Consider the following 16,727-nt stretch of genomic DNA (forward strand, 5'->3'; position numbering starts at 1 on the left):
AAATATAATTTGAAACGTCATGCTCATCTGACGTCCGCAGAGTCGAAGCATCTCTCCCGCTTCGTTGAATCAGCATTAATTACTACTGCAATAGAGATGCTTCGGCAAGCTCAGCGTGACGTTCTTTCTTTGTCTCAATTTACTGTTTGCCTCATGCATCAACCGTACACCTTCCTCAAAACCGGCTTCCTTGCGCTGCTTCTGATGCTCACTGTGGCAGCGGGCAGTTTCGGACAATCGAAAACCAAGACAAAAACCAAAAGCAAACCGGCCAAAGGCAACGTGGCCGTGTTTGACTCGGCGCTGTACAACGGGCTGACGTGGCGCTCCATTGGGCCGTACCGGGGCGGACGCTCCTGCACGGTGACGGGCGTGCCCGGCCAGCCCAACCTCTACTACATGGGGACCACGGGCGGTGGCGTGTGGCGCACCAAAGACGGCGGCGGCACCTGGGAAAACATCTCGGACAAGTACTTCGGCGGCTCCATTGGGGCAGTGGCCGTGAGCGAGGCCGACCCCAACGTGCTCTACGTGGGCCAGGGCGAAAAAACGGTGCGCGGCAACGTGTCGTCGGGCTTTGGCGTGTGGAAGTCCACCGATGCCGGCAAGAGCTGGCAGAACGTGGGCCTGAAGGATTCGCGCCACATCGGGCGCATCCGCATTCACCCCAAAAACCCGGACCTGGTGTTCGTGGCCGCCATGGGCGACCTCTACCAGCCCAGCGAAATGCGCGGCGTGTACCGCAGCAAAGACGGTGGCAAAAACTGGGAACGGGTGCTGTTTGCCAATAAAGACGCCGGCGCCGTGGACCTGACGTTTGACCCCACCAACCCGCGCATTATGTTTGCCACCACCTGGAACGTGCGCCGCACACCCTACGGCTTCTCGTCGGGCGGGCCGGGCTCGGGGTTGTGGAAAAGCAGCGACGGCGGCGACACCTGGCAGGACATTTCCCGCCGCGAAGGCCTGCCCAAGGGCACGCTGGGCATTGGGGCGGTCACGGTTTCGCCCGTGAACTCCAACCGGATGTGGGTGCTGCTGGAAGCCGAAAACGGCGGTGTGTTCCGCTCCGACGACGGCGGCCTGACCTTCAAGAAAACCAACGACGACCGCAGCCTGCGCCAGCGGGCCTGGTACTACACCCGCATCTACGCCGACCCCAAAGACGAGGACGTGGTGTACGTGATGAACGTGTCGTACCACAAAAGCAAGGACGGCGGCACCACGTTTGAGGCCCGCAACGCCCCGCACGGCGACCACCACGACCTGTGGATTGCGCCCGAGAACACCAGCCGCATGATTATTGCCGACGACGGCGGTGCCCAAATCAGCAGCGACGGCGGCCTGAACTGGACCACCTATTTTAACCAGCCCACTGCCCAGTTCTACCGCGTGGTGACGGACAACCACTTCCCCTACCGCATCTACGGCGCGCAGCAGGACAACTCCACGGTGCGCATCCTGCACCGTAGCAGCGGCAATACCATTGGCGAGCGGGACTGGGAAACCACGGCCGGCTCGGAAAGTGCCCACCTGGCCGTGGACCCCACCAACCCCGACATTGTGTACGGCGGCAGCTACGGCGGCCTGCTCACCCGCGTGGACCACAGCACCGACCAGACCCGCAGCATCAACGTGTGGCCTGACAACCCCATGGGCCACGGCGCCATCGACTCGAAGTACCGCTTCCAGTGGAACTACCCCATCCTGTTTTCGCCCCACAACCCCAAGAAGCTCTACGCCGGCTCCAACCACCTGCACGTGAGCACCAACGAGGGCCAGTCGTGGGCCACCATCAGCCCCGACCTCACCCGCAACGACCCCAAAACCCTGGGCTCGTCGGGCGGGCCGCTCACCCAGGACAACACCAGCGTGGAGTACTACGGCACCGTGTTCGCCATTGCGGAATCCCCAACGGAGCAGGGTGTTATCTGGACGGGCTCGGACGACGGACTGGTGCAGGTAACCCGCGACGAGGGCAAAACCTGGACGAAAGTGACGCCCAACGGCCTGCCCGAGTGGAGCCAAATCAACAGCATTGAGGCCCACCCCACTGCCAAGGGCACGGCCTACATTGCCGCCACGCGCTACAAATCCGGCGATTTCCGCCCCTACCTCTACCGCACCGCCGACTACGGCAAGACCTGGACGAGCATCTCGGCCGGCATTCCTGCCACGCACTTCACCCGCGTGGTGCGCGCCGACCCCAAGCGCGCCGGCCTGCTCTACGCCGGCACCGAGTACGGCATGTACACGTCGTTCAACGACGGCGCCAGCTGGCAGCCGTTTCAGCTGAACCTGCCCCAGGTGCCCATCACCGACCTTACCCTGAAAAACGACAACCTCATTGCCGCCACCCAGGGCCGCGGCTTCTGGCTGATTGACGACCTCACGCCCCTGCACCAGCTCACGCCCGCCGTGGCTGCCAGCAAGGTGCACCTGTTCAAGCCCCTGGCCAGCTACCGCCTGGAGGGCGCCGGCGGACCCACCGTGCCCAAAACGGCCGGCCAGAACCACCCCGGCGGCGTGATGCTGCACTACTACCTGGCCCAGAAGCTGGACACTACCAGCACCCTGAAACTGGAAATCCTCGACCCCAACGGCAAGCTGATTCGCGCGTTTACCAACAAGGTGAAGGCCGTGGAAAAAGACAAAAAGCCTGCTCCCGGCGCCGAAAAGGACAAGCTGGTTACGAAGAAGGGCCTGAACCGCTTTGTGTGGGACATGCGCTACCCCGAGGCCAGTAAGTTCGACGGCATTATCCTGTGGGGTGGCGGTACCGAAGGCCCCAGGGTCATGCCCGGCACCTACCTGGCCCGCCTCACCCTCAACAAGGAAACGCCGCAGGAAACCGAGGTGGTAGTACTGCCAGACCCCCGAGCCAAAGCCACACCGCAGGAGCTGCAGGCCCAGTTTGCCTTCCTGCAGGAAGTGCGCGACAAGCTCACCGAAACCAACGACGCCGTGCGCGACATCCGCACCATGCGTGGGCAGCTCGAGGCCCTGACCACGCCCCTGAAAGCCGATGCCGCCTACCGCGAAGTTGTGCAGGCCGCCGAGGCCATCGACAAAAAGATGACCTCGATAGAAGAAGCCCTCTACCAAACCAAAAACCGCAGCGGCCAGGACCCACTGAATTACCCCATTCGCCTCAACAACAAGCTCGCTAACCTGGTGGGCCAGGCCAGCGAAGGCAACTATGCCCCCACCGACCAGCTGGTAGCTTTCAAAAAAGAAGTAGCCGAACTGATTGACCACCAGCTAGGCGTGCTGAAACAGCTGCGCGAGCAGGACGTACCCGCCCTCAACAAGCTCATCCGCGACAAGGCGGTAGATGCTATTTCGATGCCCAAACCCAAGCCAGCGGCTACGCCAAGCTCACTATAGAGCAACGCCCACCTGTCATGCTGAGCGCAGCGAAGCATCCTCTCACCGCTGAACAAATCGTTTCAGCCTGATGGGGTACTTCGCTGCGCTTTGTCTGTCATTTTAAGCGCAGGGAAGCATCTTCTCACCGCTAGACGACTCGTTCAGCGGTGAGAGGATGCTTCGCAAGCTCAGCATGACAGGCGGCGCTGTGCTCCACTTGACAAGCCGTTTAAAATTCCACCTGCTACTTCCCAGCCGCCGGCAACGCCGGGAACAGCGCGGGCGCCTTGCGATGCCGGGTGGCCTGCTCGTAGGCGTAAACGTATTTAATCAGCGTGGGCTCATCAAATGAGCGCCCCAGAAACTGCAGCCCGGCCGGCAGGTTATCGTAGGTGTAGCCCATGGGCACGGTGAAGGCCGGCTGCCCGGTGTGCGGCGCAATGAGCTGGCTATTGTCGCCCCGGTAGCCTTTGAAGTCGCCTATTTTGGCGGGCGGATTGTTCCAGGTAGGATAAACCAAAGCGCCCAGCTGGTTCTGGTTCATCACGGCCGTGACGGCGTTGCGGAAGGCAATACGGCGCGGGTCGCTGTAGGCTTCACCACAGCCGGCAGTAGTCTGGCCAGGCAGGACCCCATTGGCCAACTCGTCCTCCAGGTTTTCTTTGATATAGGCCGAGTATTTGCCCGAAGCCAGCACCTGGTTGATGTTTTTTACGGGAGCACTGGGGCCCAAATCCGTTAGGTAGGCATTGACATCGTGCTTGAAAACGGAGCACCAATGGCCTTTGCTGATTTCGTCAAAATCAGGTATTTCGACCTCTACGACCACCGCACCGGCTTTGCGCAGGTCGGCCACGGCCTGCGCGAATACGGCCTTCACCTGCGCATCAGGGTTGCGCTCACTCAGCGTACGCAACACGCCAATCCGGGCGCCTTTCAAGCCGTTTTTATCAAGAAACTGGCGGTAGCCGCCGGCCGGAACCTTGCCGGCGCTGTAGGCAGTAAGCGGGTCGGCCGGGTCGGGGCCGGCCATTACCTCCAGCAGGCGGGTGGCGTCGGCTACGGTGCGCGTCATGGGCCCGCCAGTGTCGTTACGCAGGTAGAGCGGCGTGATGCCGGCCCGGCTCAGCAAGCCCAGCGTGGGCCGAAAACCAACCAGCGCGGTGTGCGACGAAGGCCCGCGGATGGAATTGCCGGTGTCGGTGCCCAGCCCCACGGTGCCCAGGCTGGCTGCCACCGCCGCCGCCGTACCGCCACTGGAGCCCGCCGGCACATGCGCCAGGTTGTAGGGATTCCGGGTTTCGCCCGCAATGGAGCTGATGGTGACCATGGGGCTAAAGGCCCATTCGGCCATGTTGGACTTCGCCAGCACAATGGCCCCCGCCGCCTTCAGGGCCCTCACCATTGACGCATCGGTGGTGGGCGCAAAGCCTTTGAGCGCCAGCGAGCCGGCGGTGGTTTGCAAGCCGGCGGTGTTGTAGTTGTCCTTCACAATCACCGGAATGCAGTGCAGGGGCCGCATGGTGTCGGTGCGCTTGTACTCGGCGTCCAGCTGCCGGGCCGTTTCGATGGCCTCCGGGTTGGTGATGACAATGGAATTGAGCGTGGTGGGCTGGTCGTAGGCTGCGATGCGGGCCAGGTAGGCACCCACCACTTGCTCGCAGGTGCAGTCACCGCGTTGCAGTGCTCCCTGCACGTCCTCTATGGACGCTTCTGTCACCTCAAAAGGGGGCTTTTTGGCGTGCTGCTGTTGCTCAGCAGCGCTGCAGCCACCGCAGAAAAATACGCCGATAGCCAGCAGCACACAGCACGAGAACCGGATAAGATTTGCCATGCCGCGAAGGTATGCCAGCCGGCGACTTTCCGTGCCTGGTACCCGCAAGCCGGGCGCTATGCGCTTGTAAACGGGGTGGGCATTTACTTCTTCGCGCGAAACGACCAGGTGATGCGGAACACCGCTACCACGTCGCCGGCTTCGTCCACGCCGGTGCTGGTGCACACTACGGTGCGGCCTTCGCCGGTGGCACGGCTCTCGGCGATGGCTTGAGCGATGTCGGGCCCATTGGGTGAGTTGAAGGCAATGACCCCTACTGCTTTCTTGGTAAAATCGGCCTCCAACTTCGTCACGAGCATCGACACCGAACTGCCGGCCTGCACGTGCATCATGGCCTGAATGCCGCTGGCCAGCTCGGCCGCCATGGCCAGGCAGGCAAAGTAGATGCTGCGAAACGGATTTTGAGTGAGGTACTTAAAGCGCACCGTAACCGTGGCCTCTTCGGGCGAAATGCGAACGAGGCGCAGCCCCGCCAGCCAGGCCATGGGCAGCTTTTGCAGCATAAACAGCCGCAGTTTCGTGGGGCTGAGCACCTGGCGGCGAAAGGCCGCCGCTTGGGGCGTGTCGGTGAGGGCAGGCATAAAGTGGTGGTAAAAGGAGCAACGAGCAACAGGAGCACGCAAGAACGTCATGCCGCGCTTGGCATAACATGACGCTCCCGGCATTTACCCTAAAAATCCCTACTCCTACTTGCTGAAGCGCACCGTGCCGTAGCGCACCTTGATGTTCACATTGCCGGCGTGGCGGGTCGGAGTGGTACTGCCGAAGGTGCCCAGCACGTCGCTGGTAATGGGGCCGTTTTCCTGCGAGAGCACCCGCACCATGTCTTTGTCCACCAGCAGCTGGCCCTGCTCGGTGCTCACGTCAAAGCGAAAGCTCGGCGACTCGGCAAAGCCCAGCCGGATGGAGCTGTAGCCGCCGTCCAGGTTCACCTGCCGGAAGTTGGGTCCCATGTCGCGCACCACAAAGTCGGGACAGTAGCGCAGGGCCATGTCCAGGCCCTGGCCGAGCTTGTCTACCGTGAAGCGCGAATAGCCCGAGGAGCCGCGCAGGTTGCGCACCGTGCCCAGAGCCACATCGCCGTACTTGCTGTGAATGGTGAGGTCCTCCACCGTGCCAATGTCAACGTCGGAGTGGTTGTTGCGCAGCACCACTTCCGAACCCTGGTCCAGCCGCAGCCGGGCATAGCTGGCATCAATGCTGGCCTGGCCCGCAAAGGCAATGGTGCAGTTGCCGTTGGCAATGCGCACCAGGTTCTGCGGCCCTTCGAGGCGCCCCGTGCGCAGGGTGCCGTATTCCACCACCAGCTCGGTGGGGCCGCTCAGGTCGCCATTGATGGCAATTTCTCCGAAGTTGTTGTACAGGGCCAGGGCCGTGGTGCGCGGCAGCCACACGGTGTAGTTCACCTCGTAGCGGCAGCCACCGGCCCGGCCGCGCAGCGCGGGGCCAAACTGCGTACTCACGGCCACGCCGCCGGTTTTGGCATCGTAGTCGAGCCACTGCACGCCCAGCGCGTCCAGCACCTGCCGGGCCCCGGCTTCGGATTCGGAGCGGGCCACCATCTCGGCTTCCACCTTTATTTCTTTCTTGTTCCAGGGGTTCACCTGCACGCGGCCATAGCGCGTGTGCAGCGAGAAGGCCCGGCCGCGTTGAGGCACCGCGTAGCTGCGGCTCACGCGGCGGCGCTGCTCCACCTGCAGCGTGGCCTTTTCCTGCTCGGTGGGCTGTTCCGGTTGCGGGTTCTGGGCGGGCAGCTGGCCGGCGCCGGTCAGGAAATCCTCGGCTACGAACGCCTGCACTTCCAGGGCCCGCATGGCGCGGGTGGGGCACACGGCTACCCACTGGCTGGTTTGCGCCAGCGCCACGCGGGGCTGCCACAGCCCCGCCACCGCCAGCAGCGTCACCATTGCAGCCCGCCAGGTTATCGTAGCCATCCGGGGTTTCATTTATTAGAGGAGTTCCGGCTGTCAGCCAGCACAAAAGCGTTGGGGCCGTTTTCTTCGGTGGGCGTGCCTACCTGCAGCTGCTGGTCCAGAATATCGAGGCGAATCTGCAGGTTGCGGTTCATGGCCGTGAGCACGGCATCGGGCTGCGGGTGGTGCAGCAGCTCCACCTTCAGCTTGCGGTAGCTGGAGTCCAGCGACACCAGCTCCCGCTGCCAGTCGGCGGCCATGGCGGCCATGCCGGGGCCGGTCATTTCGTGCAGCTCGCTTTGGCGGCGGGCCAGCTGGCTGGTGTAGTAGGCTTCCATGCCGCGCACGGCCCGCACCAGCTGGCTGTCGGCGCCGGTGCTGCGGTCGGCCGCCGTCATGGCCATGGGCATGCCGCTCTGGTACAGGGCAGCGTCGGGCTCGGCCGCGGTGTGGGTGCCGTGGTAGCTCGCGGCGGCCAATGGCGCTGGTGCGCTGTACCTGGATTTCCAGGCTTCGCCGGCACCGGCGGCCAGCACCAGCAGGGCCAGCGCCGCCGCCACGCCGTAGCGTTGCAGCCAGTTGGCCGGCCCGGTAGCCACAGCTGCGCTAGCTACGCGCGCCGGCGCAGTTGTGGCACTGGCCGCATCGACCAGGCGCATTACCGGCGTGGCGGGGGTCGCCACGGGCTCGGCCAGCTGTTGCTCGAGAGCGGCCCACAGGTCCGGGCGCGGCTCGTGCGTGTCGAAATCGGCACGGTGCCGCTCGACGAATTTTTCTAAAGAATCAGGCTTATGAGTATTCATAAAGGAGAAGCAAACGCACGGTTCTTCCAAAGTCGGCAGGTGGCGGGGATAGGCTGGGGTAAACGCAACCGAGCGCCGAAGGATGAAGCGTGGTGGAGGTTAATTAACAGCGCAAGCAGAATAAATGATTAGCTAAGACCGCGCTGGGCGGCTAATTCGCGCAGCCGAACCCGGGCCCGGCTGTACTGAGATTTGGAGGTAGACTCGGAAATGCCCATGATGCTGGCAATTTCGAGGTGGTCGTAGCCTTCGAGCAGGTACAGGGTCAGCACCACCCGGTAGCCGTCGGGCAGCTCCTGAATGCAGCGGCGCAGCACGTCGGCCCGGTAGTGGGCATCGGCTTCGTCTTCGGCCGAAGGCGCGGCTTCGTCCCGCTCTTCGTGGTGCTGCTCGCCCAGCGGCACCAGCGCCAGCCGCCGCTGCCGCAGGCAATTGATGCTTTTGTTGACGACGATGCGCTTGAGCCACGCCCCAAACGCGGAGTCGCCCTTGTAGCCGCTGAGCTCCCGAAAGGCGCTCAGAAACGACTCCTGGAGCACGTCCTCGGCCTCCGCATAGTCGCCGGTAATGCGCAGGGCCGCGTTAAACATGGCCTTGGCGTAGCGGCGGTAAATCTCGGCCTGCGCTTGGCGGTCGTTCAGGCGGCAGCGCTCCACCAGGGGCGCGTTGATGTCAATGTAGGCAACAGCGGCTTCCATGCAGAAAGGCGAATTAAGAATGCGTAAGCGAGCAAAAGACCCCACGGCGGGCGCCGGGGTTGCACCACCCGGACGGGGGTGGTGCGTAGTAAATTTAAGGATTCCTGCTTAAGTCCTGCCGGTTACGCAGCCACGCTCGCCAACCGGGTCCCGCCGGGCAGCAACAAAAAACCCCATCGGCACTACCGATGGGGTTCACGTTACTGCTATCAGGCTACTGCTTACACGTCGAACTTGATGCCCTGCGCCAGTGGCAGCTCCGTGCTGTAGTTGATGGTATTGGTCTGGCGGCGCATGTAGATTTTCCAGGCGTCGGAGCCCGACTCGCGGCCGCCGCCGGTTTCTTTCTCGCCGCCAAACGCACCGCCGATTTCAGCGCCGCTCGTGCCGATGTTCACGTTGGCAATGCCGCAGTCGGAGCCGGTGGCAGCCAGGAAGGCTTCGGCCTCGCGCATGTTCAGGGTGAAAATGCTGCTGGACAGGCCCTGGCGCACGTCGTTTTGCAGCGCGATGGCCTGCTCCACGTCGCCGCTGTACTTGATGAGGTAGAGAATGGGCGCGAAGGTTTCCTCCTGCACCGTGTGGTAGTGGTTCTCGACCTCCACCAGCGCGGGCTGCACGTAGTGGCCGCCTTGCAGCTTGGCGCCGCTCAGCACCTGGCCGCCGGTGAGCAGCTTGCCGCCTTCGGCCTGCACCTTGGTCAGGGCCTCTTCAAACATCTTCACCGCGTCGCCGTCAATGAGCGGGCCTACCAGGGTGCCTTCCTGCAACGGATGCCCGATGGGCAGCTTGGGATAAATGGCCAGCAGGCGGTTTTTCACTTCCTCGTAAATGCTGTCCTCGATGATGACGCGGCGCGTGCTGGTGCAGCGCTGCCCGGCCGTGCCCACCGCCCCAAACACAATGGCGGGGATGGCAATGTTGAGGTCGGCGTTTTTGGTGACGATGATGGCGTTGTTGCCGCCCAGCTCCAGTAGGGCGCGGCCCAGGCGGGCGCCCACTACCTCGCCTACTTTGCGGCCCATGCGGGTGCTGCCCGTGGCCGAAACCAGCGGCACGCGCTTGTCGGCGGCCATAGCGGCCCCAATGTCGGCCCCGCCGATGATGATGCTGAACACGCCCTCCGGGATGTCGTTCTCGGCCAGCACGTCCTTGATGATGTGCTGCACGGCCACGGCCGTGAGCGGGGTTTTCTCCGACGGCTTCCAGATGCTCACGTCGCCGCACACGGCGGCCAGCATGGCGTTCCAGCTCCACACGGCCACCGGAAAGTTGAAGGCCGAAATGATGCCCACCAGGCCCAGCGGCTGGTACTGCTCGTACATGCGGTGCGCGGGGCGCTCCGAGTGCATGGTCAGGCCGTGCAGCTGGCGCGAAAGGCCCACCGCGAAGTCGCAGATGTCAATCATCTCCTGCACTTCGCCCAGGCCTTCCTGCAGGATTTTGCCCATCTCGGCGCTCACCAGCTTGCCCAGCGGCTCCTTGTATTCGCGCAGCTTGTTGCCGATTTGCCGCACAATCTCGCCGCGCTTGGGGGCCGGCATCAGGCGCCAGGTCTTGAAAGCTTCCTGGGCGGTTTTCACCACGGTATCGTAGTCTTCCACGGTGGCAAAGGCTACGCTGGCAATCGGGCGGCCGTCGGCGGGGGCCAGCACGGTGCGGCGCTCGGCGTTGGCGCTGCCGCCCCACTGGCGGCCGGTACTATAAGCCGCATTATCGGCCTGCACGCCCAGTTGGCGCAGCACGTCCTGGATGCCATGGGGGTCTTCGTGAGGGTGAGCTACGGTTACGTCAGGCGCGGTGGCTTGTTCGAGGGCTTGCTTCATGGAGTAGGGGTGGGAATGCGATGAGTGATGCTGCAGCAAAGCTACGGAAAGCCCAGTGCCGCAACCGGCCGGGGTCCTTCTTCCCTTTGCCCATCCGGCAACTAATGGCCAGCTACGGCACACCCCAGGAGTTGCGCAACTACTCCGAACTGGATGTTTGAGCGGTCCGGACGCCGGCCCGCTCCTGCTGGTCGGTCAGCCAGATTACGGCTTCGGCTTCGTCGTCATAAAACAACGGGTACGAGTCTAGGGTGGCGGCGTGGCGCAGGTGCAACTCCATTTCGGTGCTTTCGGCCGCAAGGCGCTGGTGCGGCCCCGCCAAATAGGCCGTAAACAACGGCCCGCCAAGTGCAGAAGCTATCTGGGGCGAAAACTGCTCACGAAACCACTCGTTGAGGTCGGGGCCGGCCAGCGGGCGCCGGCGCAGGTCCAGCAGCCAGAAGCGGCAGTTGCCGTATTCCTTGGCCGCCTCCAGCATGGCCTCGTAGGTACCCTGCAGCTCGGGCGGAGGCAAGGCATGCAGCCAGCGGCCAATCAGGATGCCCAAATCGGCGCGGTATTCTAAAGAAAAAGCGTTGTTTGAGAAAGTAGCCACAGGCACTGCAAAAATTTAGCTCGTCAGCTATACGAGTCAAGCAAAAGCCAGGTTTAGCCCGCAATTGGCGCAAAACAGTATTTAGTCCACGCGGTTGCGGCTGGTTGGCTACGCCTAGCGCGGCTCCTGGAGCACATTCCGAACTGGTGAATTACCCAGGCAGCTATTACAGGTAGCTCACCCGCCTCCAAAAACCACAAAAAAGCCCCCTTCCATCGTGGAAGGGGGCTTTTTTACTTGAGCCTAAACAGGAGCTTACTCCTGGCCGATGGGGTAGTACGCCTTGCGGCCGTCGGGGTAAACCCCTTCCACCAGCGCGCCCGATTTCTCACGGGCTTCGTCGAGGTATTTTTTCACGTCAGCCGGATTGTTCACCTGATTTTTGTCGATGCGGGTGATGATGAAACCGTCAGCAATGCCCGTTTCGCGGAAGTTGCTGCCCCGAATGCCGCTGATTTGGGCACCGCCTTCCAAGCCCAGCTTGTTCTGCTCGCGGGCCGGCACCGGCGACAGCGTCGCGCCTTCGTATTTCACCGTGGCCGAAGCCGGCACCTCGCGCACCACGCTGGTGGTACCGGTTGCGTTGCGCAGCACGGCCGTCACTTCGTTGGCAGCAGTGCCGCGCAGGAAGTTCACTTTAATCTTGTCGCCAGGGCGGAAACGCGCCACTTGCTCCTGCAGCTGCGAGGAGGTGCTCACGTTGGTGCCGTTTATCTTGGTGATGATGTCGCCCGCTTTCAGGCCAGCAGCCTCGGCGGCACTACTCCCGCTAAAGCCTTGCACGTACACCCCGTTCAGGGTAGCCAGTTTCTTCTCCGATGCCAGTTTGGCGTCTACTTCCTGAATCTGAACACCCAACAAGGCGCGCTGCACTACTTTGTACTTCAGCAGGTCATCCACCACTTTACTGGCCAGCGAGCTGGGAATGGCGAAGGCATAGCCCTCAAACGAACCGGTGTGCGAGGCAATGGCCGAGTTGATGCCAATCAGGTCGCCACTGAGGTTCACCAAGGCACCGCCCGAATTGCCGGGGTTCACCACGGCATCGGTCTGGATAAACGACTCGATGCCCATGTTGTCCTTGCGGCGCAGGATATCGATGTTCCGGCCTTTGGCCGAAATAATACCGGCCGTCACGGTGGAGTTCAGGTTGAAGGGGTTGCCCACGGCCAGCACCCACTGGCCCACGCGCACGTCGTCGGAGTTGCCATACTTCACGAAAGGCAGGTTATCGGCCTTCACTTTCAGCACGGCCAGGTCGGTGTTGGGGTCGGCCCCCACCAGCTCGGCCTCGAACTTGCGCTTGTCGTCGAGCACCACTTCAATCTTGGAAGCCTTGTCGATGACGTGATTGTTGGTCACGATGTAGCCGTTGGCAGCGATAATCACGCCCGAGCCCGAACCCTGGCCGCCGCTACGCGGCCGGCCTTGATGGCCCTGCTGACCGTGGAACTGCTCCAACTGGTCGCCAAAGAACTGCCGCAGGAAGGGGTCCATCTGCGCCTGGCGCTGGTCAACAGCCGGCGCGGCGTATTCGGTCATCACGTGCACTACGGCCGGGGTTACGGCGGCGGCGGCGGCTACGAAATTCAGGCCCTCGGGCACGGCGTAGGCGCTGCTGCGCATCTCAGAGGTATAACGAACCTGGGGGTCGGCAGAAACAGCCTGGGGCGCCACCGGGGCCGGCTCCAACAGCTTGTACCCCCCTACGGCCACGCCGCCGCCGAGAATGGCGGAACCGAGCAGGCCGAGCATCATTTGTTTTGCTTGCATGGGTAAGGGAAAAATGGGGAAAATTGATTTGATTACTTCGAGAACCTAATTTAGCAAACAGCGGGTAAACCGAATGCCCCAACCAGGAATTTTATTGGCAACGACGAAAGGATTCGTTTTCGTGTCCCAGGGTTGCTTTTAGCAGAAAGCAGGCCAACCCGTGGCGCTGATAGTACAACACCGATAACCGCAAAAAAGGCACCCCAAGGGGTGCCTTTTTTTTATTGGACGACTGAAAACCACCTGAATTCGTGCTGTGCTCGGTCATTTTGGCCGTATCGAAGGAAAGCGCGAGGCGCAGAATGCCGCCGGCGAGTGCAGCCCCATTGGTCGTTGCGTTAGCCGTGTCGGGCAGGCGAAAACTACGGGTATAACCCGTGTAGCTGGTTTCGAGGAGGCGCTTAGTGCTGCGTGGGCAACTGCCGGCGCTCAGTTCCCGCTGCCGTGCTCCCGAATGTGAGCCGTAGGTCTAAACCTAATAATGGGGTCAGGAGATTGGTGCGCCCGCCACCTACTTGCTTGCCCGTGTTGTCGAACTGGGGCAGGGTATTGATGTACCAGGTCTGGTAGGCTACCCAAGGCGTAATATCCAGGGCAGGCGAAAAGCGCAGGCCCACCTCCCCACGCAGGTTGCCGAAATCAACCACCCGCTCCTTCAGTTCGTTGTCGTCGCGCTGCAGCCGGACGTAGGCAGCCGCTTCGTAGGCCAGCCGGGGCCGAAGGGTCACTTTTTCGCCTACAGTCAGCGGCCGTTCCACGTCGAAGCGCAGGCGCGCCAGGGCGCGGTCTTTCACGTCGCGGCCCTGTGCATTGTAGGCGGTGCCGTACTCGGCCCCCAGCCGCTGGCCGAATACGAAGCTGCCAGCGGTGCTGGTGTGCCGCAGCAGCAGCCCCGCAATGAGGTTGCCGGCCTGCCCGATAAAGTCACCGTAGCCGTCACTGGGCCCGCCCAATACGCGCAGCGTGGCCCCGCCGCTCCACTTCTCGCTCCAGAAACGCTCGTATCCGAGCCGCAGCTGCCCACCGGCAAAAGTGGGACCGCTAACGTTGTTTAAAGGAGCCAGCGCGCTGATTCCCACCAGCAGATAATCGTTGCCCTTTAGCGCCAGCTCCACTTGTGCCTCGGGCTGCAAAGACAAGTTCGCCACGTTGCGGCGTTGCGCCACCGCGGGCAGGGACACCACCAAACCAGCCGCAGCAAGCAGCAAACCAGAGACAGAACGCATTCGGGTAAGAAGTAGATTGATGATAGTGAATCGGGCTTATTCCCCGGCCAGCTCTTTTACCGCGAGCCAGGCCATCAGGCCCGGACCGGTGGCCAGCGCTTTTTCGTCAATATCGAAGGTAGGCGTATGCACCGAAGCGGCAAAGCGCCCATCCTCGTGCCGCGTGCCGAGGCGGTAGAAGCAGGCCGGCCCGGCCTGGGAGAAGTAGGCAAAGTCTTCGGCTGCCATCCACTGGTCCAGTTCCACCACGTTTTCGGGGCCCAGGTACGCTTCGGCGGCGGCTTTTACGCGGGCCGTGAGGGCGGGCTCGTTTTCCAAATACGGGTAGCCCCGGCGGATTTCCAGCTCGCACACGGCGCCCATACTGTCAGCCAGGCCTTCGCAGAGGCGGCGCAGGTGCTGGTGGGCTTCGTTGCGCCACTCCTCGTTCAGGGTCCGGAAAGTGCCTTCGAGGTAAACTTCGTTGGGAATAACGTTGGTGGCGCCGTTGGCGATGACCTTCCCGAAGCTCAGCACCGACGGCAGCTTGGGATTGGCGCGGCGGCTCACAATCTGCTGCGCGGCCACAATGATGTGCGCCGCCACCAGCACCGGGTCGAGGTTCATTTCGGGCATGGCACCGTGGCCACCTTTGCCGCGCACGGTCAGGTACAGCTCGTCGGTGCTGGCCATGTAGCGGCCTGCGCGCAGGCCCACCTTGCCCGCCGGCAAATGCGGAAACACGTGCTGGCCCAGCACGCGGGAAACCGCCGGGTTTTCCAGCACGCCTTCCTCAATCATGAGCGAAGCACCGCCGGGCAGCCGCTCCTCCCCCGGCTGAAACATCAGCTTGATATTGCCCTTAAACTCGCCCTTCAGCTCGTTGAGAATGCGCGCCGCGCCCAGCAGCGAGGCCGTGTGTACGTCGTGGCCGCAGGCGTGCATCACGCCGGGGTTGGTGGATTTGTAGGGCACATCGTTGGCCTCCAGTATGGGCAGCGCGTCCATATCGGCCCGCAGGGCGATGGTGGGGCCGCCGGGCAGGCCTTCAATCAGGGCCACCACGCCCGTATTGGCAATGGGTTGGGGCTGCAGGCCGAGCTTTTCCAGCTCTCGCGTCACGAAAACCGCCGTGTTGGTTTCCTCAAACGACAGCTCCGGGTACGCGTGCAGGTGGCGGCGCAGGGCCACGGTGTCGGCGGCGTGCTGGGTGGCGAGGCGCTGAATCTGGGGGAGAAGAAGGTCAGTCATGGGTTGCGAAAACGATAACTCCCCTCCTTTTTTAAGGAGGGGATATTTTGCTGAAGGCAAAATTGGGGTGGTGCAGTCGTTGAACGATGGCCGAACGAAGGTGATATAGTGCGCGAAAAGATGGTACGGCTTGTTCGGGTAACGTTCAACGACTGCACCACCCCAGTTGCGACTTCGTCGCAACGTCCCCTCCTTAAAAAAGGAGGGGAGTTGTTGTTCTTTCCTCCCTCCCCTACGGGTTCTTATTCAGCAGCACCTGCGTGGATTCCAGCTCCAGCTTGGGGGCCAGGCCGCGCAGCTTGGCCAGCGCCCGGGCCGCTTCCAGCTTGGTGAGGTAGTCGCCGATGTACAGGCGGTACACCGGCGACTTGAAGGTGATGTAGTCGGTTTCCTCGGGGTAGCGGCCAATGATGCTGCGGCGAATGGCCATCACCTGGTCGCGCTCCAGGCCCAGATACACCAGAATGCGGTATCCCTGGGCATATTTCACGTTCTGGTTGGTGTAGGCCTGGTCGCGCAGGCGCTGCTCTATCTGGGCGTTTACCTGGTTGGTGGGCACCGAAGCCGGGCGCACGGGGGCGCCCGCAGGCGCCGCTTTGGGCGCCGGGAACACGGGCCGGTACCGGGTCACGTCTTCCGCCGGCATGGGCACGGCGCTGGCCACCGCCGGCTTTTTGGTGGTGTCGGCGGGGGCGCTGGCGCGCGGGGCTTGAGTGGCGGTGCTGGCACAGGCAGCCAGCCCCAGCAGCAGGGAAGCCGTCAGCATTTTAGGCAGCAGTCGTTTCATCGGTTGCAGTAATCAGGGCCACACTATTGGACGAGCCGATGCGGTCGGCGCCGGCAGCAACCAGGGCATTGGCGGCTTCGCGGGTGCGAATGCCCCCGGCGGCTTTTATGCGTACGGTTTCGGGAAGCACGCGGCGCATCAGCTCCACATCGGCTACCGAGGCGCCGCGGCTGGCAAAGCCGGTGGAGGTTTTCACGAAGTCGGCCTCGCCGGCCACGCACAGCTGGCAGGCCAGCTCTATTTCGGCTTCGGTGAGCAGAGCCGTTTCAATGATAACTTTCAATAAGGCCTGGTGTACATGGCACAGGTCGGCCAGGTCCAGAATTTCGGCCTGAATGGCCTCGGTCCTCCCCGACTTCAGGGCCGAAATATTGATGACTACGTCCAGTTCGGTAGCGCCGTCATACAGCGCCACTTCCGCTTCCTTAAACTTGACGCTGGAAGCCGAATACCCCAACGGAAACCCAATTACGGTGCAAATGCCCACCGCTGTCCCGGCCAGCTTTTCGGTAGCCAGTACCACGTAGCATGGGGGCACGCACACGCTGGCAAAGCCGTGGGCGGCGGCTTCTTCGCACAGGTGCACTATCTGTGCTTCGGTGCAATCCGGACGCAGCAGGGTATGGTCTATTTGGGTGGCAAGGGTCATGGGGCAAAGGTAGCGGGTAAGTCT

13 protein-coding genes are annotated in these 16,727 nt (G+C 62.6%); 1 reads left to right on the forward strand and 12 read right to left on the reverse strand.

All coding sequences use genetic code 11. The features are described 5' to 3' along the window. Positions 1–153 precede the first annotated feature (153 nt). A complete protein-coding gene (locus tag BEN48_RS13915; RefSeq protein WP_070735532.1) occupies positions 154–3,387 on the forward strand; it encodes a WD40/YVTN/BNR-like repeat-containing protein in 3,234 nt (1,077 codons plus the stop codon). Between the two features lie 226 nt (positions 3,388–3,613). Here the strand turns inward: BEN48_RS13915 and BEN48_RS13920 are convergent, their stop codons facing one another. From BEN48_RS13920 to deoC, 12 genes are all read right to left on the reverse strand, one after another. Further along, positions 3,614–5,203, reverse strand: a complete 1,590-nt coding sequence (locus BEN48_RS13920; RefSeq protein ID WP_083321072.1) for an amidase family protein — start codon at positions 5,201–5,203, stop codon at positions 3,614–3,616. An 83-nt stretch (positions 5,204–5,286) separates the two neighbouring features. Next, on the reverse strand, positions 5,287–5,784 hold the full coding sequence (locus BEN48_RS13925; protein WP_070735533.1) for a PaaI family thioesterase: 498 nt from the start codon (positions 5,782–5,784) through the stop codon (positions 5,287–5,289). Between the two features lie 105 nt (positions 5,785–5,889). Beyond that, positions 5,890–7,137, reverse strand: coding sequence for a hypothetical protein (locus tag BEN48_RS13930; RefSeq protein ID WP_125932657.1), 1,248 nt, complete (start codon positions 7,135–7,137; stop codon positions 5,890–5,892). 8 nt (positions 7,138–7,145) lie between these two features. Further along, positions 7,146–7,919, reverse strand: coding sequence for a hypothetical protein (locus BEN48_RS13935; protein WP_070735535.1), 774 nt, complete (start codon positions 7,917–7,919; stop codon positions 7,146–7,148). Positions 7,920–8,047: 128 nt separating this feature from the next. Further along, the gene (locus BEN48_RS13940; RefSeq protein WP_070735536.1) at positions 8,048–8,617 is read right to left on the reverse strand and encodes an RNA polymerase sigma factor; all 570 of its coding nucleotides are present in this window, start codon (positions 8,615–8,617) and stop codon (positions 8,048–8,050) included. A gap of 221 nt (positions 8,618–8,838) precedes the next feature. Further along, entirely contained in the window at positions 8,839–10,443 is a 1,605-nt protein-coding gene (gene amaB / locus BEN48_RS13945) for an L-piperidine-6-carboxylate dehydrogenase (RefSeq protein ID WP_083321073.1), read from the reverse strand. A 139-nt stretch (positions 10,444–10,582) separates the two neighbouring features. Continuing rightward, a complete protein-coding gene (locus BEN48_RS13950) occupies positions 10,583–11,038 on the reverse strand; it encodes a hypothetical protein (RefSeq protein WP_070735537.1) in 456 nt (151 codons plus the stop codon). Between the two features lie 255 nt (positions 11,039–11,293). After that, positions 11,294–12,811 carry a Do family serine endopeptidase gene (locus BEN48_RS13955; protein WP_070735538.1) on the reverse strand — a complete coding sequence of 506 codons (1,518 nt, stop codon included), beginning with the start codon at positions 12,809–12,811 and terminating at the stop codon, positions 11,294–11,296. A 401-nt stretch (positions 12,812–13,212) separates the two neighbouring features. Further along, positions 13,213–14,037 carry a hypothetical protein gene (locus BEN48_RS13960; RefSeq protein ID WP_125932658.1) on the reverse strand — a complete coding sequence of 275 codons (825 nt, stop codon included), beginning with the start codon at positions 14,035–14,037 and terminating at the stop codon, positions 13,213–13,215. A gap of 36 nt (positions 14,038–14,073) precedes the next feature. Next, positions 14,074–15,267 (reverse strand): M20 metallopeptidase family protein, encoded by a 1,194-nt coding sequence (locus tag BEN48_RS13965; RefSeq protein WP_070735540.1) that lies wholly within the window; start codon positions 15,265–15,267, stop codon positions 14,074–14,076. A 232-nt stretch (positions 15,268–15,499) separates the two neighbouring features. After that, entirely contained in the window at positions 15,500–16,054 is a 555-nt protein-coding gene (locus BEN48_RS13970) for a sporulation protein (protein ID WP_125932659.1), read from the reverse strand. After that, positions 16,035–16,703, reverse strand: a complete 669-nt coding sequence (gene deoC / locus BEN48_RS13975) for a deoxyribose-phosphate aldolase (protein ID WP_070735542.1) — start codon at positions 16,701–16,703, stop codon at positions 16,035–16,037. The genes BEN48_RS13970 and deoC overlap by 20 nt, the downstream gene beginning before the upstream one ends. Between the last annotated feature and the right edge of the window lie 24 nt (positions 16,704–16,727).

The organism is Hymenobacter glacialis, assembly GCF_001816165.1.
GTDB classification, from domain to species: Bacteria; Bacteroidota; Bacteroidia; order Cytophagales; family Hymenobacteraceae; genus Hymenobacter; species Hymenobacter glacialis.

Excerpts from the sequence above, each read along its gene's own strand:
- BEN48_RS13930 (WP_125932657.1), bottom strand. The coding sequence starts at position 7,137 with ATGGCTACGATAACCTGGCGGGCTGCAATGGTGACGCTGCTGGCGGTG.
- BEN48_RS13955 (WP_070735538.1), bottom strand. The coding sequence starts at position 12,811 with ATGCAAGCAAAACAAATGATGCTCGGCCTGCTCGGTTCCGCCATTCTC.
- BEN48_RS13940 (WP_070735536.1), bottom strand. The coding sequence starts at position 8,617 with ATGGAAGCCGCTGTTGCCTACATTGACATCAACGCGCCCCTGGTGGAG.
- BEN48_RS13925 (WP_070735533.1), bottom strand. The coding sequence starts at position 5,784 with ATGCCTGCCCTCACCGACACGCCCCAAGCGGCGGCCTTTCGCCGCCAG.
- BEN48_RS13915 (WP_070735532.1), top strand. The coding sequence starts at position 154 with ATGCATCAACCGTACACCTTCCTCAAAACCGGCTTCCTTGCGCTGCTT.
- amaB (WP_083321073.1), bottom strand. The coding sequence starts at position 10,443 with ATGAAGCAAGCCCTCGAACAAGCCACCGCGCCTGACGTAACCGTAGCT.
- BEN48_RS13960 (WP_125932658.1), bottom strand. The coding sequence starts at position 14,037 with ATGCGTTCTGTCTCTGGTTTGCTGCTTGCTGCGGCTGGTTTGGTGGTG.
- BEN48_RS13935 (WP_070735535.1), bottom strand. The coding sequence starts at position 7,919 with ATGAATACTCATAAGCCTGATTCTTTAGAAAAATTCGTCGAGCGGCAC.
- BEN48_RS13970 (WP_125932659.1), bottom strand. The coding sequence starts at position 16,054 with ATGAAACGACTGCTGCCTAAAATGCTGACGGCTTCCCTGCTGCTGGGG.
- BEN48_RS13920 (WP_083321072.1), bottom strand. The coding sequence starts at position 5,203 with ATGGCAAATCTTATCCGGTTCTCGTGCTGTGTGCTGCTGGCTATCGGC.
- BEN48_RS13965 (WP_070735540.1), bottom strand. The coding sequence starts at position 15,267 with ATGACTGACCTTCTTCTCCCCCAGATTCAGCGCCTCGCCACCCAGCAC.
- deoC (WP_070735542.1), bottom strand. The coding sequence starts at position 16,703 with ATGACCCTTGCCACCCAAATAGACCATACCCTGCTGCGTCCGGATTGC.